The organism is Paraburkholderia ferrariae NBRC 106233, assembly GCF_000685035.1.
GTDB lineage: Bacteria > Pseudomonadota > Gammaproteobacteria > Burkholderiales > Burkholderiaceae > Paraburkholderia > Paraburkholderia ferrariae.
This window is the reverse complement of sequence record NZ_BAYB01000001.1, coordinates 1-25,279: the sequence shown is the minus strand read 5'-3', so window position 1 is coordinate 25,279 and position 25,279 is coordinate 1. Positions and strand designations below refer to the sequence as shown.

Sequence of the window (25,279 nt, the reverse complement as noted above, 5' to 3'; positions counted from 1 at the left end):
ACTTCCCCGCTTCACTCGCCCGGCGTGGCCGCGCGGGGAAGATGAGCGGGCACGACGAGCGATCAACGAATGGTGATCGTTTTGGTAATGGCTTTCGTCGTAATGGCGAGCGAAATCGCACGGGCCGTGCCGTGGAGTTTCGAAATAAAGGTGATCTGGGGGATCGTCGCCATCGGAACAATATACACGAAAACCGCTAATTCGCGCGGGAAAACCCGCAACTTGCGCTATTTACGACGCGCATGCAATACCGCGATCAAGCCCAATAAAGAAAAAAGGGCACGCTCGAAGGCATGCCCTTTTCCTGCTACTTTTTTTACAGCGCAGCCAGCACCGCATCGCCCATCGCCACGGTGCCCACCTGCCGGCACCCCGGCGTGAGGATGTCGCCCGTGCGGTAGCCCTGTTCGAGCACGTTCTTCACGGCACGCTCGATGCGATCGGCCTGCTCCGCGCGGTTCAGCGAATAGCGCAGCATCATCGCGGCCGACAGGATCGTGGCAAGCGGATTGGCAATGCCCTTGCCGGCGATGTCCGGGGCCGAGCCGTGCGACGGCTCGTACAGGCCCTTGTTGTTCTTGTCGAGCGAGGCCGAGGGCAGCATGCCGATCGAGCCCGTGAGCATGGCCGCTTCGTCCGAGAGAATGTCGCCGAACATGTTGCCCGTCACCACGACGTCGAACGCCTTCGGGGCCTTCACGAGCTGCATGGCCGCGTTATCGACATACATGTGCGACAGTTCGACGTCCGGATACTCCTTCGACACGTCGATCATGATGTCGCGCCAGAACTGCGACGTTTCCAGCACGTTGGCCTTGTCCACCGAGGTGAGCTTCTTCTGGCGCTTCTGCGCCGCCTGGAAGGCCACATGGGCGATGCGGCGCACTTCGGGTTCCGCATAGCGCATCGTGTCGAAGCCTTCGCGCGCGCCCTTGAAGAGGCCGTCCGGCGCTTCGCGCACGCCGCGCGGCTGGCCGAAGTAGATGTCGCCGTTCAGTTCGCGCACGATCAGGATGTCGAGGCCCGACACGATTTCCGGCTTGAGCGACGACGCACCCGTGAGCTGCGGATAGCAGATCGCCGGGCGGAAGTTCGCGAACAGTTCGAGATGCTTGCGCAGGCCGAGAATGGCCTGCTCGGGACGCAGCGCGCGTTCGAGCGAGTCGTACTTCCAGTCGCCCACGGCGCCGAACAGGATCGCATCGGCCGACTTCGCCAGCGCGAGCGTGGCTTCGGGCAGCGGATGGCCGCTCGCCTCGTAGCCCGCGCCGCCCACGGGCGCTTCTTCCATCTCGAACTTTTCGCCCAGTGCGTTCAGCACCTTGACGGCTTCCTTCACGATCTCGGGACCGATGCCGTCGCCCGGCAGCACTGCAATCTTCATGCTGGGATTCCTCGTTTTGTTTCGTTGTACGTTGGATTCGGGCAAACGATCAGAGCACGCGGTTGTTCAGCCACGGCTGGCGCGCGAGGCGCTCGGCTTCGTACTGGCGGATCTTGTCGGCGTGACGCAGCGTGAGGCCGATGTCGTCGAAGCCGTTCAAGAGGCAGTAGCGGCGGAACGCGGCCACTTCGAACGGATATTCGGCGCTGCCATCGCTCGTGCGCACGACCTGCTTGTCGAGATCGACGGTCAGCTGGAAGCCGTTGAACGCATACGTTTCGTTGAACAGATGATCCACCTGCTGCTCGGTGAGCACGATCGGCAGGACGCCGTTCTTGAAGCAGTTGTTGTAGAAGATGTCGGCGAAGCTCGGCGCGATGATCGCGCGAAAGCCGTACTGCTGGAGCGCCCACGGCGCGTGCTCGCGCGAGCTGCCGCAGCCGAAGTTCTTGCGCGCGAGCAGGATCGAGGCACCCTGATAGCGCGGCTGGTTCAGCACGAAGTCCGGGTTGAGCGGGCGCTTCGAGTTGTCCTGGCCGGGCTCGCCATGGTCGAGGTAGCGCCATTCGTCGAACGCGTTCGGGCCGAAGCCGGTGCGCTTGATCGACTTGAGAAACTGCTTCGGAATGATCGCGTCCGTATCGACGTTTTCGCGATCGAGCGGCGCCACGACGCCGGTGTGTACGATGAATTTATCCATGATCCGTGATCCTGAAGGATGCAGGGTGAGCCGGGCGCGCGAACGCCGCCCGGCCGCGCCGGAGCGCGCAATGCGGCGAACGCGCTTACAGCGCGTGCTGCACGGTGCGCGCGGAGTCGCTGATGTCCTGGCCGACACCCGCCACCGTGTTGCAGCCCGTTAGCGCGAGCAGCGCGCCGGCCAGCGAGAGGAGCGCCACGCGACGCCAGAAAATCGTTACTTTCATACCCTTACCCCAGCTTGCGAATATCGACGAAATGACCTTCGATGGCAGCCGCCGCGGCCATGGCCGGGCTCACGAGATGGGTGCGGCCACCCGCGCCCTGACGGCCTTCGAAGTTGCGGTTCGAGGTGGAGGCGCAACGCTCGCCCGGCTCCAGCCGGTCGGCGTTCATCGCGAGGCACATCGAGCAGCCCGGCTCGCGCCATTCGAAGCCCGCGTCGGTGAACACCTTGTCGAGCCCCTCGTGCTCGGCCTGCGCTTTCACGAGGCCCGAACCCGGCACCACCATCGCGAGACGAATGTTCGGCGCCACGCGGCGGCCGAGCTTCTTCACGACGTAAGCGGCCGCGCGAATGTCTTCGATGCGCGCGTTCGTGCACGAACCGATAAAAATCTTGTCCGGCTTGATGGACTCGATCGGCATGTTCGGTTCGAGCGCCATGTATTGCAGCGCGCGCGCCATCGCATCGCGCTTGACCGGATCCTTCTCGCGCTCGGGATCGGGCACGCGGCCGTCGATCGAGGTGACCATTTCCGGCGAGGTGCCCCACGTGACCTGCGGCACGATGTCGGCGGCATTCAGTTCGACCACGCGGTCGAAGTGCGCGCCTTCGTCGGAGCGGAAGGTCTTCCAGTAGGCCGCGGCCTGATCCCACTCCGCGCCCTGCGGCGAGAACGGACGGTTCTTCAGGTACTCCACGGTCGTGTCGTCCACGGCGACCATGCCGGCGCGCGCGCCCGCTTCGATCGCCATGTTGCACACGGTCATGCGGCCTTCCATGGTGAGCGCGCGAATGGTCGAGCCGCCGAATTCCATGGCGTAGCCCGTGCCGCCCGCCGTGCCGATCTTGCCGATGATGGCGAGCACGATGTCCTTCGCGGTACAGCCGCGCGGCAACTGGCCTTCCACCTTCACCAGCAGGTTCTTGCTCTTTTTCTGCAGGAGCGTTTGCGTGGCCAGCACGTGTTCAACTTCCGAGGTGCCGATGCCGTGCGCGAGCGCGCCGAACGCGCCGTGCGTGGACGTATGCGAATCGCCGCACACGATGGTCATGCCCGGCAGCGTTGCGCCCTGCTCCGGACCGACGATGTGGACGATGCCCTGGCGCTGGTCGGTCATCTTGAACTGCGTGATGCCGAAGGCATCGCAGTTCGCGTCGAGCGTGTCCACCTGCAGTTTCGAAACGGGATCGGCGATGCCGTGGCTGCGGTCGGTGGTGGGCACGTTATGGTCGGAGACCGCCAGGTTCGCGCTGATGCGCCAGACCGGGCGCTCGTGCAGCTTCAGGCCCTCGAAGGCCTGAGGGCTGGTGACTTCGTGCAGCAGTTGACGGTCGATATAGAGGAGCGTCGTACCGTCTTCTTCCGTGTGGACCACATGGGAGTCCCACAGTTTGTCGTAGAGCGTCTTTGCCATGATATGCGGGGAATGAGTGACTGCCGGGCATTACGGTGTTCGACGATTATGCCACGCGAGGCCCGCCCCATGCAGGACATCACAGAAAAAATCCATAAAAAACAGTGAGTTGGGTGGTAGTGTCAATACCTGTATCGGCGTTACCCGGCAGCGCGCGGAGCACTGGAGAAGCGGGCCGGGGAGAGGGTGGAGACTCTTCCGGGAAAGTGCGCGGAGTATTTCACCTGGCTTGCGCAAGCCGCCGCCGCTCAGTCAGACTATTGCAACAAAGCAAGGGGCGTTAAGCGAAACGTTTGCTGCCGGTGAACAATCGGCAATCTTCGGCAATGAGGCGGATCCCGCAAACCCGACGGGCTCCGGTTACGCTTCTATTACGCCATGGCGCACGTATTTACCGGTTATTTTTTAGACACGCAATTAATGCTATGCTCGCACGGTGCATGACTACGAGCCATGCACCACGCACGGCAAGTCAACGGGCCAAAACCCCGGCCTGCCGGAGTCCGATCCCCCTCGTTCGCATACCCACATGGCGAGAACTAGAATTAAACTTTTGGGGACTCCCTGCCATTTAAAATCGTAATCGGCTGATTTTCCGCCGCATACCGGGAATTGCGTGCTATCTGGTATGCCGGAGATATAGCGGCCAGAAATTCGAATGGAACGCGCCATAATCATGTCATTCCGGCGGCGACGTTTCCGGTTCATAGCGCATTTCTCAGACAATTACGTTCCGTTATGGTTTCGAAAGCCGTCGAATCACACAGCGTCGTTTCACAAAGCGTCGTCTCCGTGGGCAGCAAGATCCGCGGGTTGCGCCAGCGTCAGGGCCGCACCCTCGACGACATCGCCACGGCGGCGCAGTTGTCCAAACCGTTTCTTTCGCAGGTGGAGCGCGATCTCGCGAGCCCCTCGATCACCTCGCTCGTGAGCATCGCCAAGGCGCTGGGCGTGCCGGTCAGCTATTTCGTGGATACGCCCACCGAAGCCGGCTGCGTGTGCCGCGGCCAGGACCTCAAGTTCTTCGGCTTCGCCGACTCGACCGATCTGTACGCACGCCTGACGAATCCCTCGGGCGGCCGCCAGCTCGAAGCGATCCTCGTGCGCATGCCGCCGGGCGACGACCGTCCAAGCGAAGTCACCACGCACGCGGGCGAAGAATTCCTGCACGTGCTCTCGGGAGAGGTGACGCTCACGCTCGAAGGCAAGTCGTTCGTGCTCGGCGTGGGAGATAGTGCGCACTACGAATCGACGGTTCCGCATGCGTGGACCAATACGTCCGGCCAGGAAACCGTGCTTGTCTGGGTAGGCACGCCGCGCCTCTTCTAGACGGGCGCTGCGTCCGGCATATCCTGCGCGTCCGGCGCGGGATGCCCCGCCGCCGGGCTCTTGCGCGCTCAGCGCAGTTCTGCTTCGTTGTCTTCCTCCGCTTCCGAAACGCGCACCTCGCGGCCGCGCGTCGCCACGCCCTCCGCGTGCTTGCCGCGCACGCGCGACGCCACCACGTAGTAGAGCACCGGCGTAAACACGAGACCGAGCACCGTCGCGGCAATCACGCCACCGAACACGCCCGTGCCGATCGAATGCCGGCTCTCCGCGCCGCCGCCCCGCGAAAGCACGAGCGGGAGCACGCCCAGCAGGAACGCAGCCGAGGTCATCACGATGGGCCGCAGACGCTCCGCGCTCGCACCCACCACCGCAGCACCGAGCGAGATGCCGCGCAAGCGGCGCACGTTCGCGGCCTGCACGATCAGGATTGCGTTCTTCGCCGCAAGGCCGATCACGGTCACCATGCCCACCTTGAAGTAGATGTCGTTGGGCAGCCCGCGCAGCAGCATTGCCGAGACCGCGCCGATGGCGCCGAGCGGCACGACCAGCAGCACCGAAAGCGGCGTGATCCAGCTTTCGTAGAGCGCCGCCAGCACCATGAACACCGCGAGCAGCGAGAGACCGATGAGGAGCGGCGTCTGCCGAGCGGCTTCGGCCTCTTCGAACGCCGTGTCGGTCCATTCTCCCGACACGCCCACGGGCAGCGCGAGCGCGAGCCGCTCGATCTCGGCCATCGCCTCGCCCGAACTGTGGCCGGACGCGGCGCGCCCCGTGACGTCGAGCGACGGATAGCCGTTGTAGCGGCTCAGGATCACGGGGCCGAGCGTCCAGTGGGTGGTGGCAATGGACGACATCGCCACCGTGCCGCCCGCCGTGTTCTGCACGGGCAGATCGAGCAACTGGCTATAGTCCATGCGCGTCGGCGCGTCGGCTTCCACGATCACGCGGCGCATGCGGCCGCCCGCCGGAAAATCGTTCACGTAGTTCGAGCCGAACGTGCTGCCGAGCACGTCGGCAATGTGATCGAACGGCACGCCGTATGCGTAGGCCTTGTTGCGGTCGATATCGAGCTCCACGCGCGGCGCGTCGGGCAAATCTTCGGAGTGCACGTTGGTCAGCGCGTGGCTCTTGCCCGCCAGACCGATCAACTGGTCGCGCGCGGCCTTGAGCCCGTCCATGCCCACGCCGCCACGATCTTCGAGCCGGTAGGTGAAGCCCTCCGAGTGCCCGATGCCGGGCACGGGCGGCGGCAGTTCCGCATCCACGTCGCCGTCGAGTATCGATCCGAACTGGTCGTTGAGCGCATCGCGCAGCGTCTCGGCGTCTTCGCTGCGCTGGCCCCACGGCTTCAGCTCCACGAACGCCATGGCCACGTTCTGCCCGCTGCCCGAAAAGCTCCAGCCCACCACGCTCGTCACGTTGCCCACGGCCGGCTGCTTGCGCAGGATCGCCTCCACGCGCTTCACCACTTCGAACGTGCGCGCCTGGGTGGACCCGGCGGGCAACTGGATCATCACCTGAAGCTGGCCTTCGTCCTCGGTGGGCAGGAAGCCCTGCGGCAACTTCCAGTAGAGCAGCCCGAGGCCCGCGCACAGCAGGGCATAGATCACGAGTAGGCGCGGCGCGCGGCGCAGCATCGCCGCGACGAACGTGCGATAGCCGCGCGACGCGCGCGCGGCGTGACCGGCCACGCCACCCTTCGCACCGGCCAGCCGCGTGCCGTGCCGCATATGTTTCGGCATCCTCAGCAGATTCGCGCACAATGCCGGCGTGAGCGAAAGCGCCATGAACGAAGACACGAGCATCGACGCGATCATCGCTACCGCGAACTGCCGGTAGATGCCGCCCACGTTGCCGGTGAAGAACAGCATCGGCACGAACACGGCGGTCAGCACGGCCGTCACGCCGACAATCGCCCCGCCGATGCGCTTCATGGCCACACGCGTGGCCTCGCGCGGCGGCAGGCCGCGTTCGTGCATCACGCGGTGCACGCTCTCCACCACCACGATCGCATCGTCCACGAGAATGCCGATGGCGAGCACGAGCCCGAACATCGTGAACACGTTGATGGACATTCCGCCCGCGTACAACGCGACGAACGCGCCCATCAGCGTGACGGGTATTACGACGGTCGGCACGAGCGTGGAGCGCAGATCGCGCAGGAACAGCCACATCACGGCGAACACCAGCACCACGGCTTCGAGCAGCGTAATGACGACCTCGCGGATCGCCACGCGCACGAAGTAGGCCGTATCGAACGGCACTTCGATGGCGACGCCCGAGGGCAGATGCTTCGAGAGTTCGGCGAGGCGCGCGCGGATCGCGTTCGAGGTTTCGAGCGCGTTGCCGCGCGGTCCGAGCTGAATGCCAACAGTGGCCGCCGGACGCCCATTCAGGCGCGAGTAGAACGAATAGTCGTCGCGCCCGATCTCCACGCGTGCGATGTCGCGCAGCCGCACGAGCGAACCATCCGTTTTCGCCTTCAGCACGATCTGCCCGAACTCCTCGGGCGTGTCCAGTTGCCCCTTCACGCTCACGGACTCGGTGGTCTGCTGGCCGTTCACGAACGGCGCGTTGCCGAGCGTGCCCGCCGTAACCGGCGAGTTCTGCGCCGCGATGGCGGCATTCACGTCGGCGGCGGTGAAGCCATACTCGCGCAGCTTGATCGGATCGAGCCAGATGCGCATGGCCTCGTCGGCATCCCAGAGCTCAGCCGAACCCACGCCCGGCGCGCGCTTCAGGTCGCGCATGATGTAGCGGTTCAGGTAGTCGCTCAGTTGCGCGGAGTCGCGTGTGCCGTCGGTGGAGGTGAGCGCCACGAGCATCAGGAACGTATTGGACGCCTTCTCCACGTCGATGCCCTGCTGCACGACGGACTGCGGCAGACGCGCCTCCACCTGCTTGAGGCGGTTCTGCACGTCCACGAGCGCGATGTCGGGATTCGTGTCCGGCGTGAACGTCACGTCGATTTCGAGGTTGCCGAGCGCGTCGCTAGTCGTTTCGTAGTACAGAAGACCTTCGGCGCCGTCGAGACTTTCCTCGATGATGCTCGCAACGTTGTTGTCCACTTCTTCCGCCGAGGCGCCCGGAAACTCCGTGGCGATCACGATGCGCGGCGGCGAGAGCCGCGGATATTGCGCAACCGGCAGCGAGGGAATGGCCAGCATGCCCGCCACCACCACGGCGAGTGCGACCACCCACGCAAAAACCGGTCTGTTGATGAAGAAAAAGGGCACGCGCGCGTCCGTCAGGTCAAGTTATGAGGATGAAGGTTCGGCGAAAGGCGGCGCGTCGGCGTAGCGCGCCATGTACAGCGTGTCGGCGAGTGTGCCGTTGCGGATCGAGCCTCCGCGCGCGCGGCCTTCCTCGACGAAGCCGAACTTGCGGTAGAGCGCGATGGCCGCCGCGTTGTCGGCGAACACTTCCAGTTCGATCCGGCGCAGGCCGAGCGAGCCGTCCGCGTAGTCCACGAGCGCGCGCATCAGCGCACTGCCCACGCCGCGCCCCTGGAAGGCGTCGTGAATGCCGATGCCGAGCGTGGCGCAGTGCGAGCGCCGCAGTTGCCCGACTTCGAGTCCCGCATTGCCGACGATGCGCCCCTCGTATTCGGCGCAGATCACGATGGAGCCCTGCGAGTGGCGGTCGTACCATGCGCGCAGCGCTTCGGGCGTGCGGTAGCCGGTGGAAAGCGTGCCGAACCGCACGCCGGGCATATTCATGACGGCGGCCATGGCTTCGAGATCGGCCGGCTCGCTGGCGCGCACGCGAATGGCGCCTGCCGGCAGGCGTGCGGGCAACGGGGTCGGGTCGTGAGGCATGGCGGTCACTCCGTGGCGAACGGCAGGGGCGCAACGAGACGCGCCATCAGGAACGAATCGGCGAATACGCCCTCGCGCAGCACCGAGCCGCGAAAGCGCGCTTCCACTTCGAACCCGCATTGACGATAGAGCGCGATCGCCGCTGCGTTGTCGGTGAACACATGCAGTTCGAGGCGGCGCAGGCCGAGCCAGTTGTCGGCGAGATCGAGCACCTGCCCGATCAGGTGCCTGCCGATGCCGCGCCGCTGCCACGCGTCGTGCACGCGAATCGCGATCTGGCCCACGTGCGAGCGCCGGATCTTCTGCGGGTGCAGTTCGACCTGGCCGACGAGCGTTTCGCCCACCCACGCCCCGATGGAAACGGCGGGCGCGGCAAGTTTCTCCAGCCACTGGCGCGTTTCGGCAAGCGTGGCGTACGGCGCGTGCGCGTGCCCGCGCAGCACGGACGGGCATTGCTGCAGAGCATGAAACGCTTCGGCATCGCCTGGGCGCATGGCCCGCACGACGAGCTCCTCGGGTATCCTCGACTGCATCGTTCTTTTCCTTATTGTTCGCGCCGTCGCGGGCCGCCCGTGAGGGGGAGGACGCCTTAAAGCGTCAGTTCGAACTCCCTGACGAGCACGCCCGGCAGTTTCATGCCGCCCGTTGCGCGCTCGCCCCACGAGCTGTCGGAGAGGAGCAGTTCGGGCTGCGCGCCCACACGCTCCAGCTTCTCGCCCAGGAGGCCATACAGACTGTCGTCGAAACGCATTGCATCGACCGGCGCCACAATACGTCCCTCTTCCACCCAGAACGTCGCGAAGCGCGTCATGCCGGTCAGGCGGCAACTCATGCGGTCCGAGTAATTCACGTACCAGAGGTTGCCGACATAGAGACCGGTGCCGAGCGCCGCAAGCACATCCGCCTCGGCCAGATCGCCGCCCGCCATGGCAAGCGACGAAGGCGCCTCGCTCGCCGGCGCACCGTTGGGCGCAAGGCCGTACTCCCGCGCGGTGCGTGCGTTCGTCAACTGCCCGGCGCTGCGCCCCTCGCGTATCAGCGGCACGCTCTCGCGAAGATAGCCATCCTCATTGAATGCGCAAGCGATGCCGAGGTCGAGATCTTCCGTCAGCGACACGCGCGGGTCAAGCGCCACCTCGCCGGCGTGCAGCCGGTACAGCGAACTCAGCGACGACGCCTGCGCGCGCGCGGAAAAACCGCTCCACGCAGTCACGCCCAGCAGGTTTTCGAGCGCGGCGGGCGCGAGCCATGCGCGATAGCGGCCCGGCCCGAGCGCACGCGGTGCGAGCGCGAGCACGGGCAGACGCGCTGCGGCCTCCTGCACTTTGCGGGCGAAAACGGCGTCGTCCCAGTTGTCGCCTGCGTAGGTCGTCTTGATCGCGCGGCCGCCCGGGTGATAGAGCGACCAGCTGAAGTTGAAGCTCTCCACTTCGTACCAGCCGCGGCTGCCGCGCGTGGAGGCGAAGCCGCGCGCGAGCATGCCGCCCGCGTAGAAGCCCACGAAATCGAGGCCGTGCGCGCACTCGGCCACCACCTGCACGAGTGCGTGCGGGTCGCGCAGACGGCCCGTGCGGCGCGTGGAGCGCTGCCACGAGGTGGTGTCGTAAAGCAGGTGCGGATCGTCGGGGGCATCGCGCAGACCCGCGCGCAGCGTCTCCAGCGTCGCGCCCACTTCGCGCAGGTCCTGGTCCGCGTCGCCGCAAATGTCGAGCGTGGAATACGCCTGGCGTGCGCCGTCGATCAGGCGCAGCGTGAGGCGGCCCTGCGAAACCTGGCCCGTCTGGCGCACCTTGCCGCCGTTGAAGCGAATGAAGTCCGACTGTTCGCCCGCGAACGACGTGAGCGCCGTTTCGCCCGGCTGCACCAGGCGGTCGATGGCCCCGGCAAGCGTCGTGAAGTGCGTGTGCCAGTCAACCCGCGCAGGCGACCCGGCCCGCGTGAAGAGCGCGTCGTTCATCAGGCGCCTCCGAATACGTCGATGTTGCTGAACACGCAGGCGGGCGAGGCGTGCCCCACGCGTATGACCTGGGCCGGTTCGCCCTTGCCGCACATGGGCGTGCCGAACACCTCGCGCGTGCCCGCGTCGCCCACGGCAGAGAGGCTGCGCCAGAAGCTCGCCGAAATGCCGCGATAGTTAGGATGCTTGACGACCTGCGTGAGCTTGCCGTTTTCGATCAGGCGGCCGTACTCGCAGCCGAACTGGAACTTGTTGCGGTGGTCGTCGATGGACCAGGACGTGTTCGTGGACATCAGGATGCCGTGCTCGATATTGGCGATCATCGCATCCAGCGTCTGGCTGCCCGGTTCGATGTTGAGGTTCGCCATGCGGTCGATGGGCGGACGGTTCCAGTTCGAGGCGCGCGAGTTCGCCACGCCCGGCAGGCCCGCGCGCTGCTGCGAAAGCGCACCGCCCAGCGGCCGCTCCAGTACGCCGTCGCGGATCAGGTATTGCTTCGTCGCCGCACTGCCGTCGTCGTCCCAGGCATAGGTGGCGGCCTCTTCGCGCAGCGTGGGATCGAACGTCACGTTCAGCAGTTCGGAGCCGTACTGGTAGCTGCCGAACATCTCCGGCTTCACGAAGCTCCAGCCCGCGAAATTGCGCTCGTCGCCGAGGATGCGGTCGAGTTCGAGCGGATGGCCGATCGACTCGTGAATCTGCAGCATCATCTGGTCCGGCATCAGCAGCAGGTCGCGCTTGCCCGAGGGGCAGTTGGGCGCGGCAAGCAGTTGCAGCGCCTCGTCGGCCACGCGCGCGCCCGAGCCTTCGAAGCCGTAGCGCGCGAGAATTTCGAGCCCGCCCTGCGCGAGCGTGCCGTAGTTGCCGCCCAGCGTGCGCACCTGCGTGTCGCCGCTGGCGTGCGCCGCAACGCTCAGTTGCGGCATCAGAAAGCGAAAGCGCTGTTCGATGCGCACGCCGTCGCTCGTGAGGTAGAGCTGGTCCGCCTGCGCGATGTGCATGCTGGCCACGCGCTCCACGATGCGCGCGTCCAGCTTCGCCGCCGCGCTTTCGTGCGAGAGGCGTTCGAGCCATTCGCGGCGCGTGAGAAGCGGCGCGTCGGCGTTCGGCGAAGCGTAGCGGCCGCTGCCCGATGGGCGGGCAATCTTGCGATGGTCGATCAGCGAGTATGCCGCACTCGCCTGCGCACGCGCGGTGGCAATGTCGAGCGCGCGCTGCAGCCCCGCCGCGCTGAGGTCGGCCGTGGCCGCATAGCCCGCGCCGGCGCCTGCCCAGGCGGTCAGCATCGCGCCGCGCTCGTGCACCGTGCGCAGCGGCTGTACGACATCGTTGCGCACTTCGTGGTCGTCGATCTGCTCGTCCACCACGCGCAGCGACCAGAAGTCGGCACTGCTCTTGAGCGCCTTCGCTGCGCTCGCCCAGCGCTCGTCGATCATGCGAGTTTCTCCGAAATCTCAGCGGGACCCTGCGCCATCGAAGAGGCGAGCAGCGCCTGCGTATAGGGATGCGTGGGCGCGTGCAGCACGTCGAGCGTATCGCCCTGCTCGACGATGCGGCCTGCCTTCATCACGATCACGCGATGCGCCATGGCGCGCATCACGGCCAGGTCGTGCGTGATGAACAGGTAGCTCAGCTTGTACTTCTTCTGCAGATTCGTCAGGAGTGCGAGCACCTGCTTCTGGATCGAAACGTCCAGCGCGCTCGTGGGCTCGTCCAGCACCATCAGCTCGGGCTCCACCGCGAGCGCACGCGCAATGGCAATGCGCTGGCGCTGGCCGCCCGAGAATTCGTGGGGGTAGCGCAGCATCGATTCCACCGGCAACCCCACTTCTTCGAGCAGCGAGCCGATGCGCGCACGGCGCGCCGCCGCGTCGATCTCCGGCCGGTGTACAACGAGCCCTTCGCCGATGATCTGCTCCACCGTCATGCGCGGCGAGAGTGAACCGAACGGATCCTGGAACACCACCTGCATGCGCGAATACAGATCGCGCCGCGACTTGGGATTGCGCAGCGTCGAAAGCGGCAAGCCGTCGATCAGGATCTCGCCCTGTGCCGGCCGGTTCAAACCGAGCACGGTGAACGCCAGCGTCGATTTTCCCGAACCCGATTCGCCCACGATCCCGAGCGTCTCGCCACGGCGCAGGCTCAGATCCGCTTCGTGCACGGCGCGGAACTTCGTGCCGCCGAAAAGCGAGCGCCAGCCCTTGCCGGCCGTGTGGTAGTCCACGGCCACGCCCTTCACGTCCAGAATGCGGCGCGCGTCCGGCTCGACCGGGTCCACCGCGCGCTTCGGCTCGCTGTCGAGCAGCCGCTGCGTGTAGGGGTGCTGAGGATTCGAAAACAGCGCTTCCGTGGTGTTGGTTTCCACGAGCACGCCCTTCTCCATCACCGCCACGCGCTGCGCGAAGCGGCGCACGAGATTCAGGTCGTGCGTGATCAGCAGCACGGCCATGCCGCGATCGGCGGCTTCCTGCTCCTGCAGTTCGATCAGCAGATCGACGATCTGCTGGCGCACCGTCACGTCGAGCGCCGTCGTGGGTTCGTCGGCGAGCAGCAAACGCGGACGGCACGCGAGCGCCATGGCGATCATCGCGCGCTGGCGCTGGCCGCCCGAAAGCTGGTGCGGGAAGCTGTCGATGCGGCGCTCCGGCTCGGGAATGCCCGTGCGCCGCAGCAGTTCGATGCCGCGCGCCCGCGCTTCGTTGGGCCGCAGGCCCTCGTGCAGGCGCAGGCTTTCGGCAATCTGCTTGCCGATCGTGTAGAGCGGATTCAGGGCCGTCATCGGCTCCTGAAACACCATGGCGATAGCGGCGCCGCGAATGCCGCGCATCTGCTGCTCGGTTTTCTGCAGCAGGTCTTCGCCGTCGAACAGCATGCGGCCGGAGAGCTTCGCCTGGTCGACCAGGCGGAGAATGGAGAGCGCCGTCACGCTCTTGCCCGAGCCCGATTCGCCGACGAGCGCCACGCGCTCGCCGCGCTGCATCGACAGGCTCAGTTCCTGCACCGCCACCTTTTCGCCGAAGCGAACCGAGAAGCGGTCGATTTCCAGCAACGTGCTGCTCATTACTTGCCCCCTCCGAATGCCGAGCCCTTCGAGCGCGTGTCGAGCGCGTTACGCAGCGCATCGCCCATGAAGGTCAGCAGCAGCAGCGTAATGACGAGCGCCGCAAATGCCGAAATCGAAATCCACCATGCGTCGAGATTGTTCTTGCCCTCCTGCAGCAGCTCGCCAAGACTCGGCGTCGGCGGCGGCACGCCCAGCCCCAGGAAGTCGAGGCTCGTGAGCGAGAGAATCGCCGCGCTCATGCGGAACGGCAGGAAGGTGATCACCGGCGTCAGGCTATTGGGCAGGATATGCCGCCACATGATCTGCCAGTTCGAAAGCCCCATCGTGCGCGCGGCCTTCACGTAGTCGAGCGAACGATTGCGCAGGAACTCGGCGCGCACGTAGTCGGAAAGCACGAGCCAGCCGAACATCGACAGCAGGATGAAGAGCAGCCACAAGGTGGGCTCGAAGATCGAGGCGAAAATGATGAGCAGATACAGATCGGGCATGGAGGCCCAGATTTCGATCAGCCGCTGCCCGATCAGGTCGGTACGCCCCCCATAGAAGCCTTGTATCGCCCCCGTGAGCACGCCCACCAGCACGCCCGACACGGTGAGCGCCATGGCCATCAGCACCGAAAGACGGAAGCCGTACAGCAGCCGGGACAGCACGTCGCGCCCGAACTGGTCCGTACCGAGCCAGTTGGTGGACGACGGCGGCGCCGGGAAAGGCTGCGTGGCGAAGTAGTCGATCGTGTCGTAATGGAAGTGGTTCGGCGGGTAGATCGCAAAGTTGCTGCCCGCCGAAAGCCGATCGCGGATGTACGGATCGAGGTAGTTCGTCTTCGCCGGGAAGTCGCCGCCAAAGAGCGTTTCCGGGTACTCCTTCACGATCGGGAAGTAGTAGTGGCCGTCGTACCGCACGAGAAGCGGACGGTCGTTGGCCAGCACTTCGCCGAGCAGGCTGATGACGAACAGGCCCGTGAAGAGGATGAGGCTCCAGTAGCCGAGCCGCTGCGCCTTGAAGCGCAGCCACGTACGACGCCAGGGAGAGACCGAGGCCACCGGTGCCGTGGCCGCCGACGCCTCAGTGGTCCAGGCGGTTGAATTGGATGCGGGGGTCGACGAGGACATAGCAGACGTCAGCGATGAGTTTGGTGATAAGGCCGATCAGCGTGAACAGGAACAGCGATCCGAGCACGACGGGGTAATCGCGGCGGATCACCGAGTCGTAGGAAAGCTGGCCCATGCCGTCCAGCGAGAACAACGTTTCGATCAGCAGGTTGCCGTTCAGGAACGCTCCGACGAATGCTGCGGGCAGACCCGTCAAGAGCGGAATCGCGGCATTGCGCAGCACGTGCTTCCAGAGCACGTCGCGTTCGGGCGCCCCCTTCGCACGCGCGGTGAGCACGTACTGGCGCCCGATCTCTTCGAGAAAGGTGTTCTTGGTGAGGATCGTGACGATGGCGAAGTTGCCGACCACCGAGGCCGTCACCGGCAGCACGATGTGCCAGAGGTAATCCAGCACCTTGCCGATCGTGCTCAGGTCGTCGAAGTTATCGGACGTGAGGCCGCGCATCGGAAAGAGCTGCCAGAACGTGCCGCCGCCAAACAGCATCAGCAGCAGCACGCCCAGCACGAAGCCCGGTATCGCGTAGCCCACCAGCACGAGGGCGCTCGTGATGGTGTCGAACCGCGACCCGTTGCGCACCGCTTTGGCGATGCCTAGCGGCACCGCTATGAGGTAGGTGAGCAACACCGTCCACAAGCCCAGCGTGATGGAGACGGGCAGCTTCGAGCGGATCACGTTCCAGACGCTGTCGTGCTGGTAGTACGACTGGCCCAGATCGAACGTGGCGTAGTTCTTGAGCATCAGGAGGTAACGCGTGAGCGGCGGCTTGTCGAAGCCGAACTGCTTCTTGATCTGCTCGATCTGCTGCGGGTCCACGCCCTGGCTGCCGTGATAGCCGCCGCCCCCGCTGCCGGTTTCGCCGCCGCGGCTCGCGCCGTGGCGCAACTGCGTCACCATCTGCTCCACCGGGCCGCCCGGCACGAACTGCGTGACGACGAAAGTCAGCGTGACGACGCCGATCAATGTCGGCACCATCAGCATCAATCGTCGGAGTATGTAAGCGAACATGGGTGATCCTCGTTGCTCAGTGTGATGCGGAACTGGCTGCCGCGGCATTCGCGGCCTGTTGCTGCGGCGACTTCACATACCAGTAGTCGATGATCCAGTCCTCGTACTGGTAGGACATCGGCACGGTTTGCGGATGACCCAGCGTGGTCTTGTAGCCGATGCGCGCGTTGGGCAGGTAGTACTCGGGCACGACCAGGTACTCGTTGATCAGCACGCGGTCGAGTGCATGCGTGGCCGTTTCCAGGTCGTCGAGCGTATTGGCCTTGAGCACGTCCTGGATCAGGCCGTCCACGGCTTTCGACTTGATGCCCGGATAGTTCTCCGAACCGACCTGATCCGCCGCCGCGCTGCCGAAGCGGCGCAGCAGCTCCGCGCCCGGAATCGTGACCGGCGAGTAGATATAGGTCGTCATGTCGTACTGAAAATTGTCGAGCCGCTTCTCGTAGAGCGCGCTGTCCACCTCGCGGAAACTCGTCTGGATGCCGAGCAGCGAAAGCGCCTGCAGATACGGCAGGCAGAGACGGTCCATGCCCGGCTGGTCGTCGAGAATCTCCACCGTGAACGGCGTGCCATTGGCGTCGCGCAGCGCGCCGTCGCGATAGTGCCAGCCGGCCTGCGAGAGCAGGTCGCGCGCTTCGCGCAGGTTGGCCCGCAGCGAATTCGGCGGCAGCGTGCTGGGCTGCTGGATCATCGGGCCGAACACGGCCGGCGGCAGATCCTTGCGGTACGGATCGAGCAATGCCAGTTCCTTCTCGCTCGGCATGCCGGTTGCCTTGAACGGGCTCGCGTCGAAATAGCTGTTGGTGCGCCGGTATTGACCGTACAGCAGCATCCGGTTCATCCAGTCGTAGTCGAACCCGAGCGTGAGCGCCTTGCGCACTCGCGGGTCCTGGAACTTCGGCTCGCGCAGGTTGAAGAACAGGCCCTGCATCTGCGCGGGGCCGTCCGGGAAGGTCGCCTTCGCCAGCATGCCGTTGCGGAAATTCTTGCCCACGTACTTGCGCGCCCACAGCATCGAATAGTATTCCATGCGCGCATCGACGTCGCCGGCCTTGAAGGCTTCCAGCGCCGTGTAGTGGTCCGTGTAAAGCTTGAATTCCACCTCCTGGAAGCGGTACATGCCGCGCCGCGAAGGCAGGTTCGCCGCCCAGTAGTTCGGGTTGCGGCGGTAGGTCATCTGCTTGTCGTTCTTGCGCCGCTCGATCAGGTACGGGCCGCTCGCGATGGGCGGCACGTTGGAAATCTGGTCGAACGGCGGGCGCGTGCCGTCGGCGCGCATGCCCCACTTCGGCGAGAACACCGGCAGGTCGCCCGCGATCAGCGGCGCATCGCGTTCCTTGCGGCTGAAGTCGAAGCGGATCGTGAGGCGGTCGATCACCGTCGCGCTCTTGATGACCGAGAACTGCGTGTTGAAGAGCGGCGAGGCCTGCGGGCTCGCGAGAGTATCGAAGGAGTACTTGACGTCTGCGGCCGTGATCGGGTCGCCGTTCGAAAAGCGTGCGGCCGGGTTGATGTGGAAGGTCGCCGAGCTCAGGTCGGGCGCCACTTCCACGTCGTCGGCAATCAGCGGATATTCGGAAGCCAGTTCGTCCCAGCTGCGCTGCATCAGCGTGTCGAACATCAGATTCTGGATGTCCGGTGCCGGCGCGCCGCGCACGAGGAACGGATTGAGCGAATCGTAGCTTTGCAGCTCGCTGTAGTTTTCGAAGTTCAGCTTGCCGGTATCGGGTGCGTTCGGGTTCGCGTAATCGAAATGCGTGAAATTGTCCGGATACTTCGGCTGGTCGTACTGGGCGATCGAGGGCCGCGCCTGCACTGGAGCGGCGAACGTGCCGAACAGGCAGAACGCCACTGCCGCCACGGCGGGAACAAGGGCCGCCGCGCGCAACTGCTGCCCGATTTCGCGGGCTGCGGGCGCCAGGGACGGCAAGCGTCGCTTCATCAGATTCCTCATCGGTTCCTGTTTATTCACCGAGCCGCTCATCAAACCGCTCCTTGAGCCACTCATTGAGCCGCACTGGCCGGGCGCGCAGCCGCGGCAGTCTCCACGCCCGCGGCGCCGTGCGCGCGCGCGTCGTACCAGTAGTCGATCAGCCAGTCCACATCCTGGTAGGAAGTGGGCACCACGGCCGGATGGCTGTAACCGGTTTTGTAGCCCACGCGCGTATTGGGCGCATAGTACTCCGGCACCATGTAGTACGAGTTGATCAGCACGCGGTCCAGCGCCCGGGTTGCCGACTCCAGATCGTCGAGCGTGCCCGCCTTGAGCACGTCCTGGATCAAACCGTCCACGGCCTTCGACTTGATGCCCGGATAGTTCTCCGAACCAACCTGCGACGCCGCCGCGCTGCCGAAGCGGCGCACCAGTTCGGCGCCCGGAATGGTCACCGGCGGATACAGATAGGTCGTCAGGTCGTAGTCGAAATTGTCGATACGCTTCTGATAGAGCGCCGCATCGATCTCGCGGAACGTCGTGTGAATGCCGATCAGGTTGAGCGCCTGCATATAGGGCAGATAGAGGCGGTCCATGCCCGGCTCGTCGTCGAGAATCTCGACCGACATGGGCGTGCCGTTCGCGTCGCGCAGCGCGCCGTCGCGGTAGTGCCAGCCGGCCTGTTCGAGCAGATCGCGCGCTTCGCGCAGATTCGAGCGCAGCGAGTTGGGCGGCAGCGTGCTGGGCTGCTGGATCATCGGCCCGAACACGGCGGCCGGCACTTCGGAGCGGTACGGTTCGAGCAGCGCCAGTTCCTTCGCGCTCGGCATGCCGGTTGCCGCGAACGGGCTCGCGTCGAAGTAGCTCTCGTTACGCCGGTACTGACCGTAGAACATCATGCGGTTCATCCAGTCGTAGTCGAACGCGAGTCCGAGCGCGCGGCGCACGCGGATGTCCTGGAACATCGGCCTGCGCATGTTGATGACGAGCCCCTGCATCTGCGCGGGACCGTCGGGGAATTCGCCCTTCTTCAACATGCCGTTGCGGAAGTTCTTGCCCACGTATTTGCGCGCCCATTGCGTCGCGCTGTACTCCACGTTCAGGTCCACGTCGCCGGCCTTGAACGCTTCGAGCGTGGTGTAGATGTCGGCATACAGCAGGAACGTGATGCGCGAAAAGCGAAACATGCCGCGGCGCGAAGGCAGGTTCGCCGCCCAGTAGTCCGGGTTGCGGCGATAGGTGATCTGCTTGTCGTTCTTGCGCTGCTCGATCAGGTACGGGCCGCTCGCAATCGGCGGCACGTTCGAAATCTGGTCGAACGACGGACGCGTGCCGTCGGCACGCATGCCCCACTTCGGCGAGAACACCGGCAGGTCGCCCGCGATCAGCGGTGCGTCGCGTTCCTTGCGGTTGAAGTCGAAGCGCACCGTCATGCGGTCGATCACCGTCGCGCTCTTCAACACCGAGAACTGCGAGTTGAACATCGGCGACGCCTGCGGGCTCTTCAGGATATCGAAGGAATACTTGACGTCGGCGGCCGTGACGGGGTCGCCGTTGGAGAAACGCGCGGCCGGGTTGATGTGGAAGGTCGCCGAGCTCAGGTCGGGCGCCACTTCCACGTCGTCGGCAATCAGCGGGTATTCGGAGGCCAGTTCATCCCAGCTGCGCTGCATGAGCGTGTCGAACATCAGGTTCTGGATGTCCGGTGCGGGCGCGCCGCGCAGCAGAAAGGGATTGAGCGAGTCGTAGCTTTGCAGCTGGTTGTAGTTCGGAAACGTGAGGGTGCCGGAATCCGGCGCGTCCGGATCCGCATAGTCGAAATGCGTGAAGCCGGTTGGGTATTTGGGCTGGTCGTACTGGGCGATTGCCGGCGCTGCATGAGCGGGCAGCGCGAGCGTCACGAGCGCCGCCACGCCGGCGGCCATGCGCATGGCGGCACGCCATTGCGCAATTATTTCAGCAAGCGCCTGCGAAGGCTGGAGCATCACTTGTAGCTTCATCGCTCTAACTCGGTGACGAGGCTTGTGGCCAAGGCACTTTTCTTCCCATCCAGCCGAAATACCGAACCGTCTGAATACGTCTTGAAGAAAATCCGTGGTTAAAAAAACCGCTCCGTCTTTCGGGACGAAAGGCCGGAGCGGTCTCGTTCTTCAGGCTTTAAGCGTCAGGCCATCAGAACTTGTAGGTGGCGCCAGCTTGCAGGTAGCGACCCATGTACGTGTACAGCGACTGGTCGTAACCGGTCTGGTCGATCTGGCCGGTCCAGATCGGATCGTACGGAGGCGCCTTGTTGAAGATGTTGTTGATGCCGCCGTAGAGCGTCCAGTGCTTGAAGCCGGTGTAGGCGACGTTCAGGTTGAACACGCTATACGAAGCCGTCGAGTAGTTCAGACCCAGTGCGTTGGAGTACGGGCCCGTGTACTGCCACTCCAGATCCGCATTCCAGTGGTGGAAGTTCCACGACAGATCCGTGTTGCCCTTCCAGCGCGGGAACGAACCGCCGAACGGCTGTGCCAGCGTCAGGTCATTACCGGCGCCGTCAACCGTCGAAGCGAGGCCGCCAATGCCGTTCATCTTGAAGTGCCATACGTACGCCCAGTCGGTTGTCAGCTTGAACGTACCGATCTTCGTCGGCAGCGATTGCGCGAACGTCGCTTCGAAGCCGTCGGTATCGAACGAACCCAGGTTCGCATACTGGTTGACCATGTACCCGATCGAGCCGTCCGGGTTGTACACCGTAGCCGACGGGTCGAGCTGCGTGCCGATGGCATTGTCGACGTGAATCTTGTACCAGTCGAAGCCTACGTCGGTGTTACGCGTCGGCGAAAGCTCGAAGCCGATGTTGTAGTTCTTTGTGCGCTCCGGAGCCAGATCTGGATTGCCCTTCGTGATGACGTTTTCGTCCTGGCCGTTCGGGCCGATCGCCATGATACCGATGTTCGACGAATTCGTATTCTCGAGGAATTCCGGCGCGCGGAAGCCGCGGCTATACGAAGCGTAGGTCGTGATCTGCTGGATCGGCTGGAAACGCAGGGCGAAGCGCGGCGAGAACGCACCACCGAAGTCGCTGTAGTGGTCGTAGCGGCCCGACTGGCTGAAGGTCAGCATCTTGCTGATCAGCGGAATGTCGACCTGATAGTACACGGCGGCCACGTTGCGCTCGCCGGCCACTTCCTGCAGGTTCGGGCTGAACACAGTACCATTAACGTAGTTCGCGCCTTCCTCGATCAACTCGCTTTCGTGCGCGAACTGCGCACCGAGACCCGCGCCGATGTCGCCCGTCGGCAGATGGAACAGATTCGGCGTCGAGAGCGTGGCGTCGAGAGCGTCGAGCTTGGAAATGCCGAGATTGTTCGCGGTCGTCAGGACGCTTTGAAGCGCGGTCGGCGTAGCCGCCGGATTCACATAGTTGATCGAGCCGTCATTCAGCGCGGCCTGCAGCGCGGGCGCGTTGATCACGCTGCCGTACGTGTTGCTCACCGTACTCATGGAATGCGTGTACCCCACATTCCAGTCGAAGTCGCGATTGTAGGTCGAGAAGGTGCCCTTCACGCCCGTCGCAGCGCGCCAGAAGTTCGCATCGGTGGTGGAGCTGTACGTGGTCGGAAAGAAACCAAACAGCTCCTGGTCGATGCCAGTCGTGTTGTACGGATTGCTGCCCGGCACCGTGAAGATCTTCGGGCTGACGGTATTCGTGGCCGGGTTGTACGTCGTGCCGTTGTTGATGACGACAGGACCATCGTTGACCGTGGTCGTGTTGTTGCTTTCCCAGATGTCGGCGTATGCCGTCGTCTGGTCGTTGATCTTGAAGTCGGCGTGGACCTTGGCGTTCAGACGCTCGGTCATCGGCTCGATCGACACGTCTTGAGCCACGTTCTTCAGACACACGTTGCCGCCGCTAATCGCACCGTTGCTCTGCTGCGTGGCAATGATGCTGTTGCCGTACGGTACGGAATTCGTGCAGCCGTAGGGCGTGGCGAAACCCGTGGTCGGGTTCAGGAGGTAAGACGGCTGCTGGTTGCTGCCGCCAAACGGCTTGTTGCTGAAGTCCTGATTCTCGGTCGTGTCGCGATCGGCAAGCGTGTAGCCATTCGACTTGTAGTAGCTCGCCGTCGCGGTGACGTTGAAACCGTCCGACGTCAGGTTGCCGAAGCCGCCGAGAATGCCGAACTTGGTCGTGCCCGCGCCGCCTTGAGTGGCGCCGCCGTAGCTGCCGTCGAGCTGCAGGCCCTGGAAGTTATGCTTCGTGATGATGTTGACCACACCACCGATAGCGTCCGAACCGTACTGCGACACGGCACCGGTCTTCACGACTTCGATGCGGTCGACGATGTCCAGCGGAAGCGTGTTCAGGTCGAAGAACTGGTCGGTGCCGTTGACCGCGAATGCGAACGGCGCGACACGTTGCCCATCGACGAGCACCAGCGTGTACTTTTCGCTCAGGCCGCGCAGTGCGATACCCGAACCGCCGGCAGCGAAGCTGTCCGACGTCGATTCGCCCCAGCTATTAGCCGAGTTGGCAGAGATCTGGCGCATGTAGTCGGATACGTCCTTCGCACCCGAATCCTGAATCTGCTTCGAATTGATGACCTGGACCTGGTTGAACCCGGTCTTGTCCGCCTGGCGGATCAGCGAGCCCGTCACCTGGAACGCCTGCAGCTTCTTGACGTTCTTGTCGCTCGTCGCAGCCGCCGCGCCGGCATTCGCGTTGCCGGCCGTGCCTGCAGTTGCGCCCGCAGCACCCGTGTCGGCCTGCGCCGTGGTGATCGCCGCAGGCGCCGCCGGTGTCGCCGCGCCGCCACCTGCAGCCGGCTGGCTCTGCGCGAACGCTGGTGCGGCAATGGCCGCGGACAAGGCTACTTCAGCCCAGATTATTCTTCGAATGGCTAGCGCCAGTACCCTTTGTTTCACTTTTTCCCCTTCTCACTCGTCAGTCACGCCCACTTCGGTTTATGCGAAGCAAGGTCTCGTGAACCCCGCTGCCAGATTTGACGACGCTGTCGCGCCGCGCCCTTTTTTGCTGAGGTGGATCCGCCTCCGGCCGATCCATGCGCTGCGGAACGTCTTTCGTCCGTGCAACATCGACGACACGGTGCATCACACAAACATCTATTCGAATCGGACTACTCATTCACTTCACGTTCTTACAACCGGATTGCATCATCCCTCGAACCGACGTTTGCTTATACGTCTCCCGGGCGGCCCCTGTTGAGCCTCGACCACGTCTTTACGACCTTTCCGCCCGGAATGCCTTACCTTACATTTTCATTCGCACTACTGAACTACGGCATCCGGAACCTGCCCCGGACCGCCCCCTGCACCGCTCATAACAGCTTTGGCGTGCCGACCCAGACAAACACACTTTCCTCGTCGGCCGTATTGACCCATTCGTGCGGCACCGACGATTCGTAGTGCGCCGTGTCACCCGCCTGCAACACGAATGTCTTACCTTCCAGCTTGAGCTGCACTTCGCCGCTCATGACGTACATGAACTCTTCCACGGCGGAAGTCGCGACTTCCGATGCCGCTTCGCCCGCGGGCATCCGTACGAGATGCGCCTCGAGCAGCCGGTTCGCCCCCGAGTTGGTGAGCCGGCCAAACTGGTTGGCCGACCCGGCGAAACCGAAAAATTTCAGCATGTCGCCCCGGGATACGGCCTGCGCCTTGTCCTGGTTTTCGACGAAATACTGCACGGTGACGCCCAGCGCCCTGGCGATGCCCGAAAGCGTCGCGATCGAAGGCGTGGCGTGTCCTCGCTCCACCTGAGATAGAAACGGCTTCGAAATCCCCGCCATCGTGGCCGTTTCCTGCAGGGTGCGCCGCAGCCGCTGGCGCAGCGCCCGAATCCTGCTGCCGATCGTTGCTGCTACAACTGCCTTGTTATCGAGTGGCGAAACCATAGCAAGCCAGAAACCACGCGTCAAAATTAGTTTGATATTGCCAAATTGTTTTCCTCAAAGAAGACACACTGCCCCTCGCTTTCGCGCACCGGAACCAGATGTCTCTTGACGGAAATCCTGGGACCGGTTATTCGCACCCAGTCGATTTGGACTCCTTACTCTAGATTGTGGTCTACCACCCTGCCTTCGGTAGCGGCGAGCGGCTATGCCTGCCGCCCGCCACCCGGCATTACGACTTCGATGCCACCAGAATCCACAACTGGGCGAGGTCCGCACTGCCGTCGGTGCCCTTCACGGTCTTGAATACCTGAACCGCGCGCGCCTTCTGCCCGGCGAAGTAGTACCCCTCGCCCAGACGCAGTTGCGCGAGATCCGGGTGAGGCAGGCCGCCCTTCGCGATGAGCGCTTCCATGGTTGCGAGGCCTGCTTTGGCCTGGCCCGCGAACACCTGGTTGAACGCGGCATCGAACGGGGCAACCGTGTTGCCGTTCTGGTCCGTGGTCGATTGCGCGCGCTTGTCCGCGAGCGCCTGGAGGCGTTTCTCGCGATCGGTCTGCGCGTCGTGGCCCAGCACGCCCGAGGAGAAGCCCTGATCGATGATCTGCTTGCCTTCGGCCGTGGAGCCGGCAACGATCGCGAGCTGCGTCATCTCCATGTAGTCGTCGGCGCTCGTGAGCGAACCGGTTGCGCGGCGCAGACGGTACGTGTCCACGTCGAGCGCGCCCAGGTAGCCCGGCTTGCTCTTGATCGAATGCAGGAGGTCATCCCAGTACGACTGCTTCGGGTGATACGCCACCAGCTTTTCGAGCGCGCCGCGATAGGCGGTCTGATCGTTCGCGTGCTGCGCGCAGGTGCCGAGCAGTTGAAGCTGCGCTTCGTCGGGCGCGCGGCCCGCACGCACCTGCGCATCGACGCTCGCGTTCAAGAGACGCGTGGCGCTCGCGTAGTCGCCCGAAAGGTAGTACGACTCGACCAGCAGCGTCGCCATCTGCGGGTCCGTGCCGCCCGCCTTCTGATAGCGCTGCGCCACGCGAATCGCTTGCGCGTAGTTCTTCTGCTGGAAGTAGATGCCGGCCAGCGCGGCCGTGGTCTGCTGCTCGTCGGCACCCTTGAGCTGGCCGCCCGAGAGCAGCGACTCGTAGGCCTGAGCCGCCACGCCGTTGTCGCCCGCCGCCATGGCCGCGGCGCCGCGCATTTCCTCGACCATGTAGGTCTCGTACGGCGTCTTGTTCGGCACGGCCGCAGCCTGCGCGATCTTCGCGAGCGCGTCCTGGTAGCGGTGTGCGCGGTACAGCGTCTGCGCGTCGTTCAGCGGCCTGGCCACGTCCGGGCGCAGTGCGTCCGCCGCGTGCGCTGCCACGGGCAGCACGGCCAGCGCCGAGAACCCGCTCACGGCCAGCGCAAGCGCGGCTTTCTTCAAACGATCAGGAAGG

The 25,279-nt window shown here is 64.4% G+C and carries 18 protein-coding genes; 1 reads left to right on the top strand and 17 read right to left on the bottom strand.

Annotation, left to right across the window (positions count from 1 at the left end; all coding sequences use genetic code 11):
* Positions 1-316: 316 nt before the first annotated feature.
* The 4 genes from leuB to leuC all read right to left on the bottom strand — a co-directional run bounded on the left by leuB (position 317) and on the right by leuC (position 3,724).
* Positions 317-1,384 carry a 3-isopropylmalate dehydrogenase gene (gene leuB / locus BFE01S_RS00090; RefSeq protein ID WP_028223828.1) on the bottom strand — a complete coding sequence of 356 codons (1,068 nt, stop codon included), beginning with the start codon at positions 1,382-1,384 and terminating at the stop codon, positions 317-319.
* A gap of 49 nt (positions 1,385-1,433) precedes the next feature.
* Positions 1,434-2,084 (bottom strand): 3-isopropylmalate dehydratase small subunit, encoded by a 651-nt coding sequence (gene leuD, locus BFE01S_RS00085; protein ID WP_028223827.1) that lies wholly within the window; start codon positions 2,082-2,084, stop codon positions 1,434-1,436.
* A gap of 85 nt (positions 2,085-2,169) precedes the next feature.
* Complete coding sequence (locus tag BFE01S_RS43805) at positions 2,170-2,310, bottom strand: lipoprotein (protein WP_156966852.1); 141 nt, start codon at positions 2,308-2,310, stop codon at positions 2,170-2,172.
* A gap of 4 nt (positions 2,311-2,314) precedes the next feature.
* Entirely contained in the window at positions 2,315-3,724 is a 1,410-nt protein-coding gene (gene leuC / locus BFE01S_RS00075) for a 3-isopropylmalate dehydratase large subunit (RefSeq protein ID WP_028223826.1), read from the bottom strand.
* A gap of 738 nt (positions 3,725-4,462) precedes the next feature.
* Between leuC and BFE01S_RS00070 the strand changes: the two genes are divergently transcribed.
* Complete coding sequence (locus tag BFE01S_RS00070) at positions 4,463-5,053, top strand: helix-turn-helix domain-containing protein (RefSeq protein WP_028223825.1); 591 nt, start codon at positions 4,463-4,465, stop codon at positions 5,051-5,053.
* A 68-nt stretch (positions 5,054-5,121) separates the two neighbouring features.
* Here BFE01S_RS00070 and BFE01S_RS00065 read toward each other — a convergent pair whose 3' ends face one another.
* The 13 genes from BFE01S_RS00065 to BFE01S_RS00005 form a co-directional block, all read right to left on the bottom strand.
* Positions 5,122-8,289: a multidrug efflux RND transporter permease subunit gene (locus BFE01S_RS00065; RefSeq protein ID WP_028223824.1), complete on the bottom strand. Its 3,168-nt coding sequence runs from the start codon at positions 8,287-8,289 to the stop codon at positions 5,122-5,124.
* A 21-nt stretch (positions 8,290-8,310) separates the two neighbouring features.
* Complete coding sequence (locus BFE01S_RS00060; protein ID WP_042336895.1) at positions 8,311-8,871, bottom strand: GNAT family N-acetyltransferase; 561 nt, start codon at positions 8,869-8,871, stop codon at positions 8,311-8,313.
* A gap of 5 nt (positions 8,872-8,876) precedes the next feature.
* Positions 8,877-9,404 (bottom strand): GNAT family N-acetyltransferase, encoded by a 528-nt coding sequence (locus BFE01S_RS00055; RefSeq protein WP_028223822.1) that lies wholly within the window; start codon positions 9,402-9,404, stop codon positions 8,877-8,879.
* 56 nt (positions 9,405-9,460) lie between these two features.
* Positions 9,461-10,828, bottom strand: coding sequence for a TldD/PmbA family protein (locus tag BFE01S_RS00050; protein ID WP_028223821.1), 1,368 nt, complete (start codon positions 10,826-10,828; stop codon positions 9,461-9,463).
* Complete coding sequence (locus BFE01S_RS00045) at positions 10,828-12,264, bottom strand: TldD/PmbA family protein (RefSeq protein WP_028223820.1); 1,437 nt, start codon at positions 12,262-12,264, stop codon at positions 10,828-10,830. The genes BFE01S_RS00050 and BFE01S_RS00045 overlap by 1 nt, the downstream gene beginning before the upstream one ends.
* Entirely contained in the window at positions 12,261-13,892 is a 1,632-nt protein-coding gene (locus BFE01S_RS00040; RefSeq protein WP_028223819.1) for an ABC transporter ATP-binding protein, read from the bottom strand. The genes BFE01S_RS00045 and BFE01S_RS00040 overlap by 4 nt, the downstream gene beginning before the upstream one ends.
* The gene (locus tag BFE01S_RS00035) at positions 13,892-15,007 is read right to left on the bottom strand and encodes an ABC transporter permease (RefSeq protein ID WP_028223818.1); all 1,116 of its coding nucleotides are present in this window, start codon (positions 15,005-15,007) and stop codon (positions 13,892-13,894) included. The genes BFE01S_RS00040 and BFE01S_RS00035 overlap by 1 nt, the downstream gene beginning before the upstream one ends.
* Positions 14,961-16,013, bottom strand: a complete 1,053-nt coding sequence (locus BFE01S_RS00030) for a microcin C ABC transporter permease YejB (protein ID WP_028223817.1) — start codon at positions 16,011-16,013, stop codon at positions 14,961-14,963. The genes BFE01S_RS00035 and BFE01S_RS00030 overlap by 47 nt, the downstream gene beginning before the upstream one ends.
* A 16-nt stretch (positions 16,014-16,029) precedes the next feature.
* Positions 16,030-17,955 (bottom strand): extracellular solute-binding protein, encoded by a 1,926-nt coding sequence (locus BFE01S_RS00025; protein ID WP_028223816.1) that lies wholly within the window; start codon positions 17,953-17,955, stop codon positions 16,030-16,032.
* 62 nt (positions 17,956-18,017) lie between these two features.
* On the bottom strand, positions 18,018-19,877 hold the full coding sequence (locus BFE01S_RS00020; protein WP_245620995.1) for an extracellular solute-binding protein: 1,860 nt from the start codon (positions 19,875-19,877) through the stop codon (positions 18,018-18,020).
* Positions 19,878-20,118: 241 nt separating this feature from the next.
* The gene (locus BFE01S_RS00015) at positions 20,119-22,857 is read right to left on the bottom strand and encodes a TonB-dependent receptor (RefSeq protein WP_028223814.1); all 2,739 of its coding nucleotides are present in this window, start codon (positions 22,855-22,857) and stop codon (positions 20,119-20,121) included.
* Between the two features lie 413 nt (positions 22,858-23,270).
* Positions 23,271-23,846: a helix-turn-helix domain-containing protein gene (locus BFE01S_RS00010; protein WP_028223813.1), complete on the bottom strand. Its 576-nt coding sequence runs from the start codon at positions 23,844-23,846 to the stop codon at positions 23,271-23,273.
* A 229-nt stretch (positions 23,847-24,075) separates the two neighbouring features.
* Positions 24,076-25,245 carry a tetratricopeptide repeat protein gene (locus BFE01S_RS00005; protein ID WP_042336916.1) on the bottom strand — a complete coding sequence of 390 codons (1,170 nt, stop codon included), beginning with the start codon at positions 25,243-25,245 and terminating at the stop codon, positions 24,076-24,078.
* Positions 25,246-25,279: the final 34 nt, after the last annotated feature.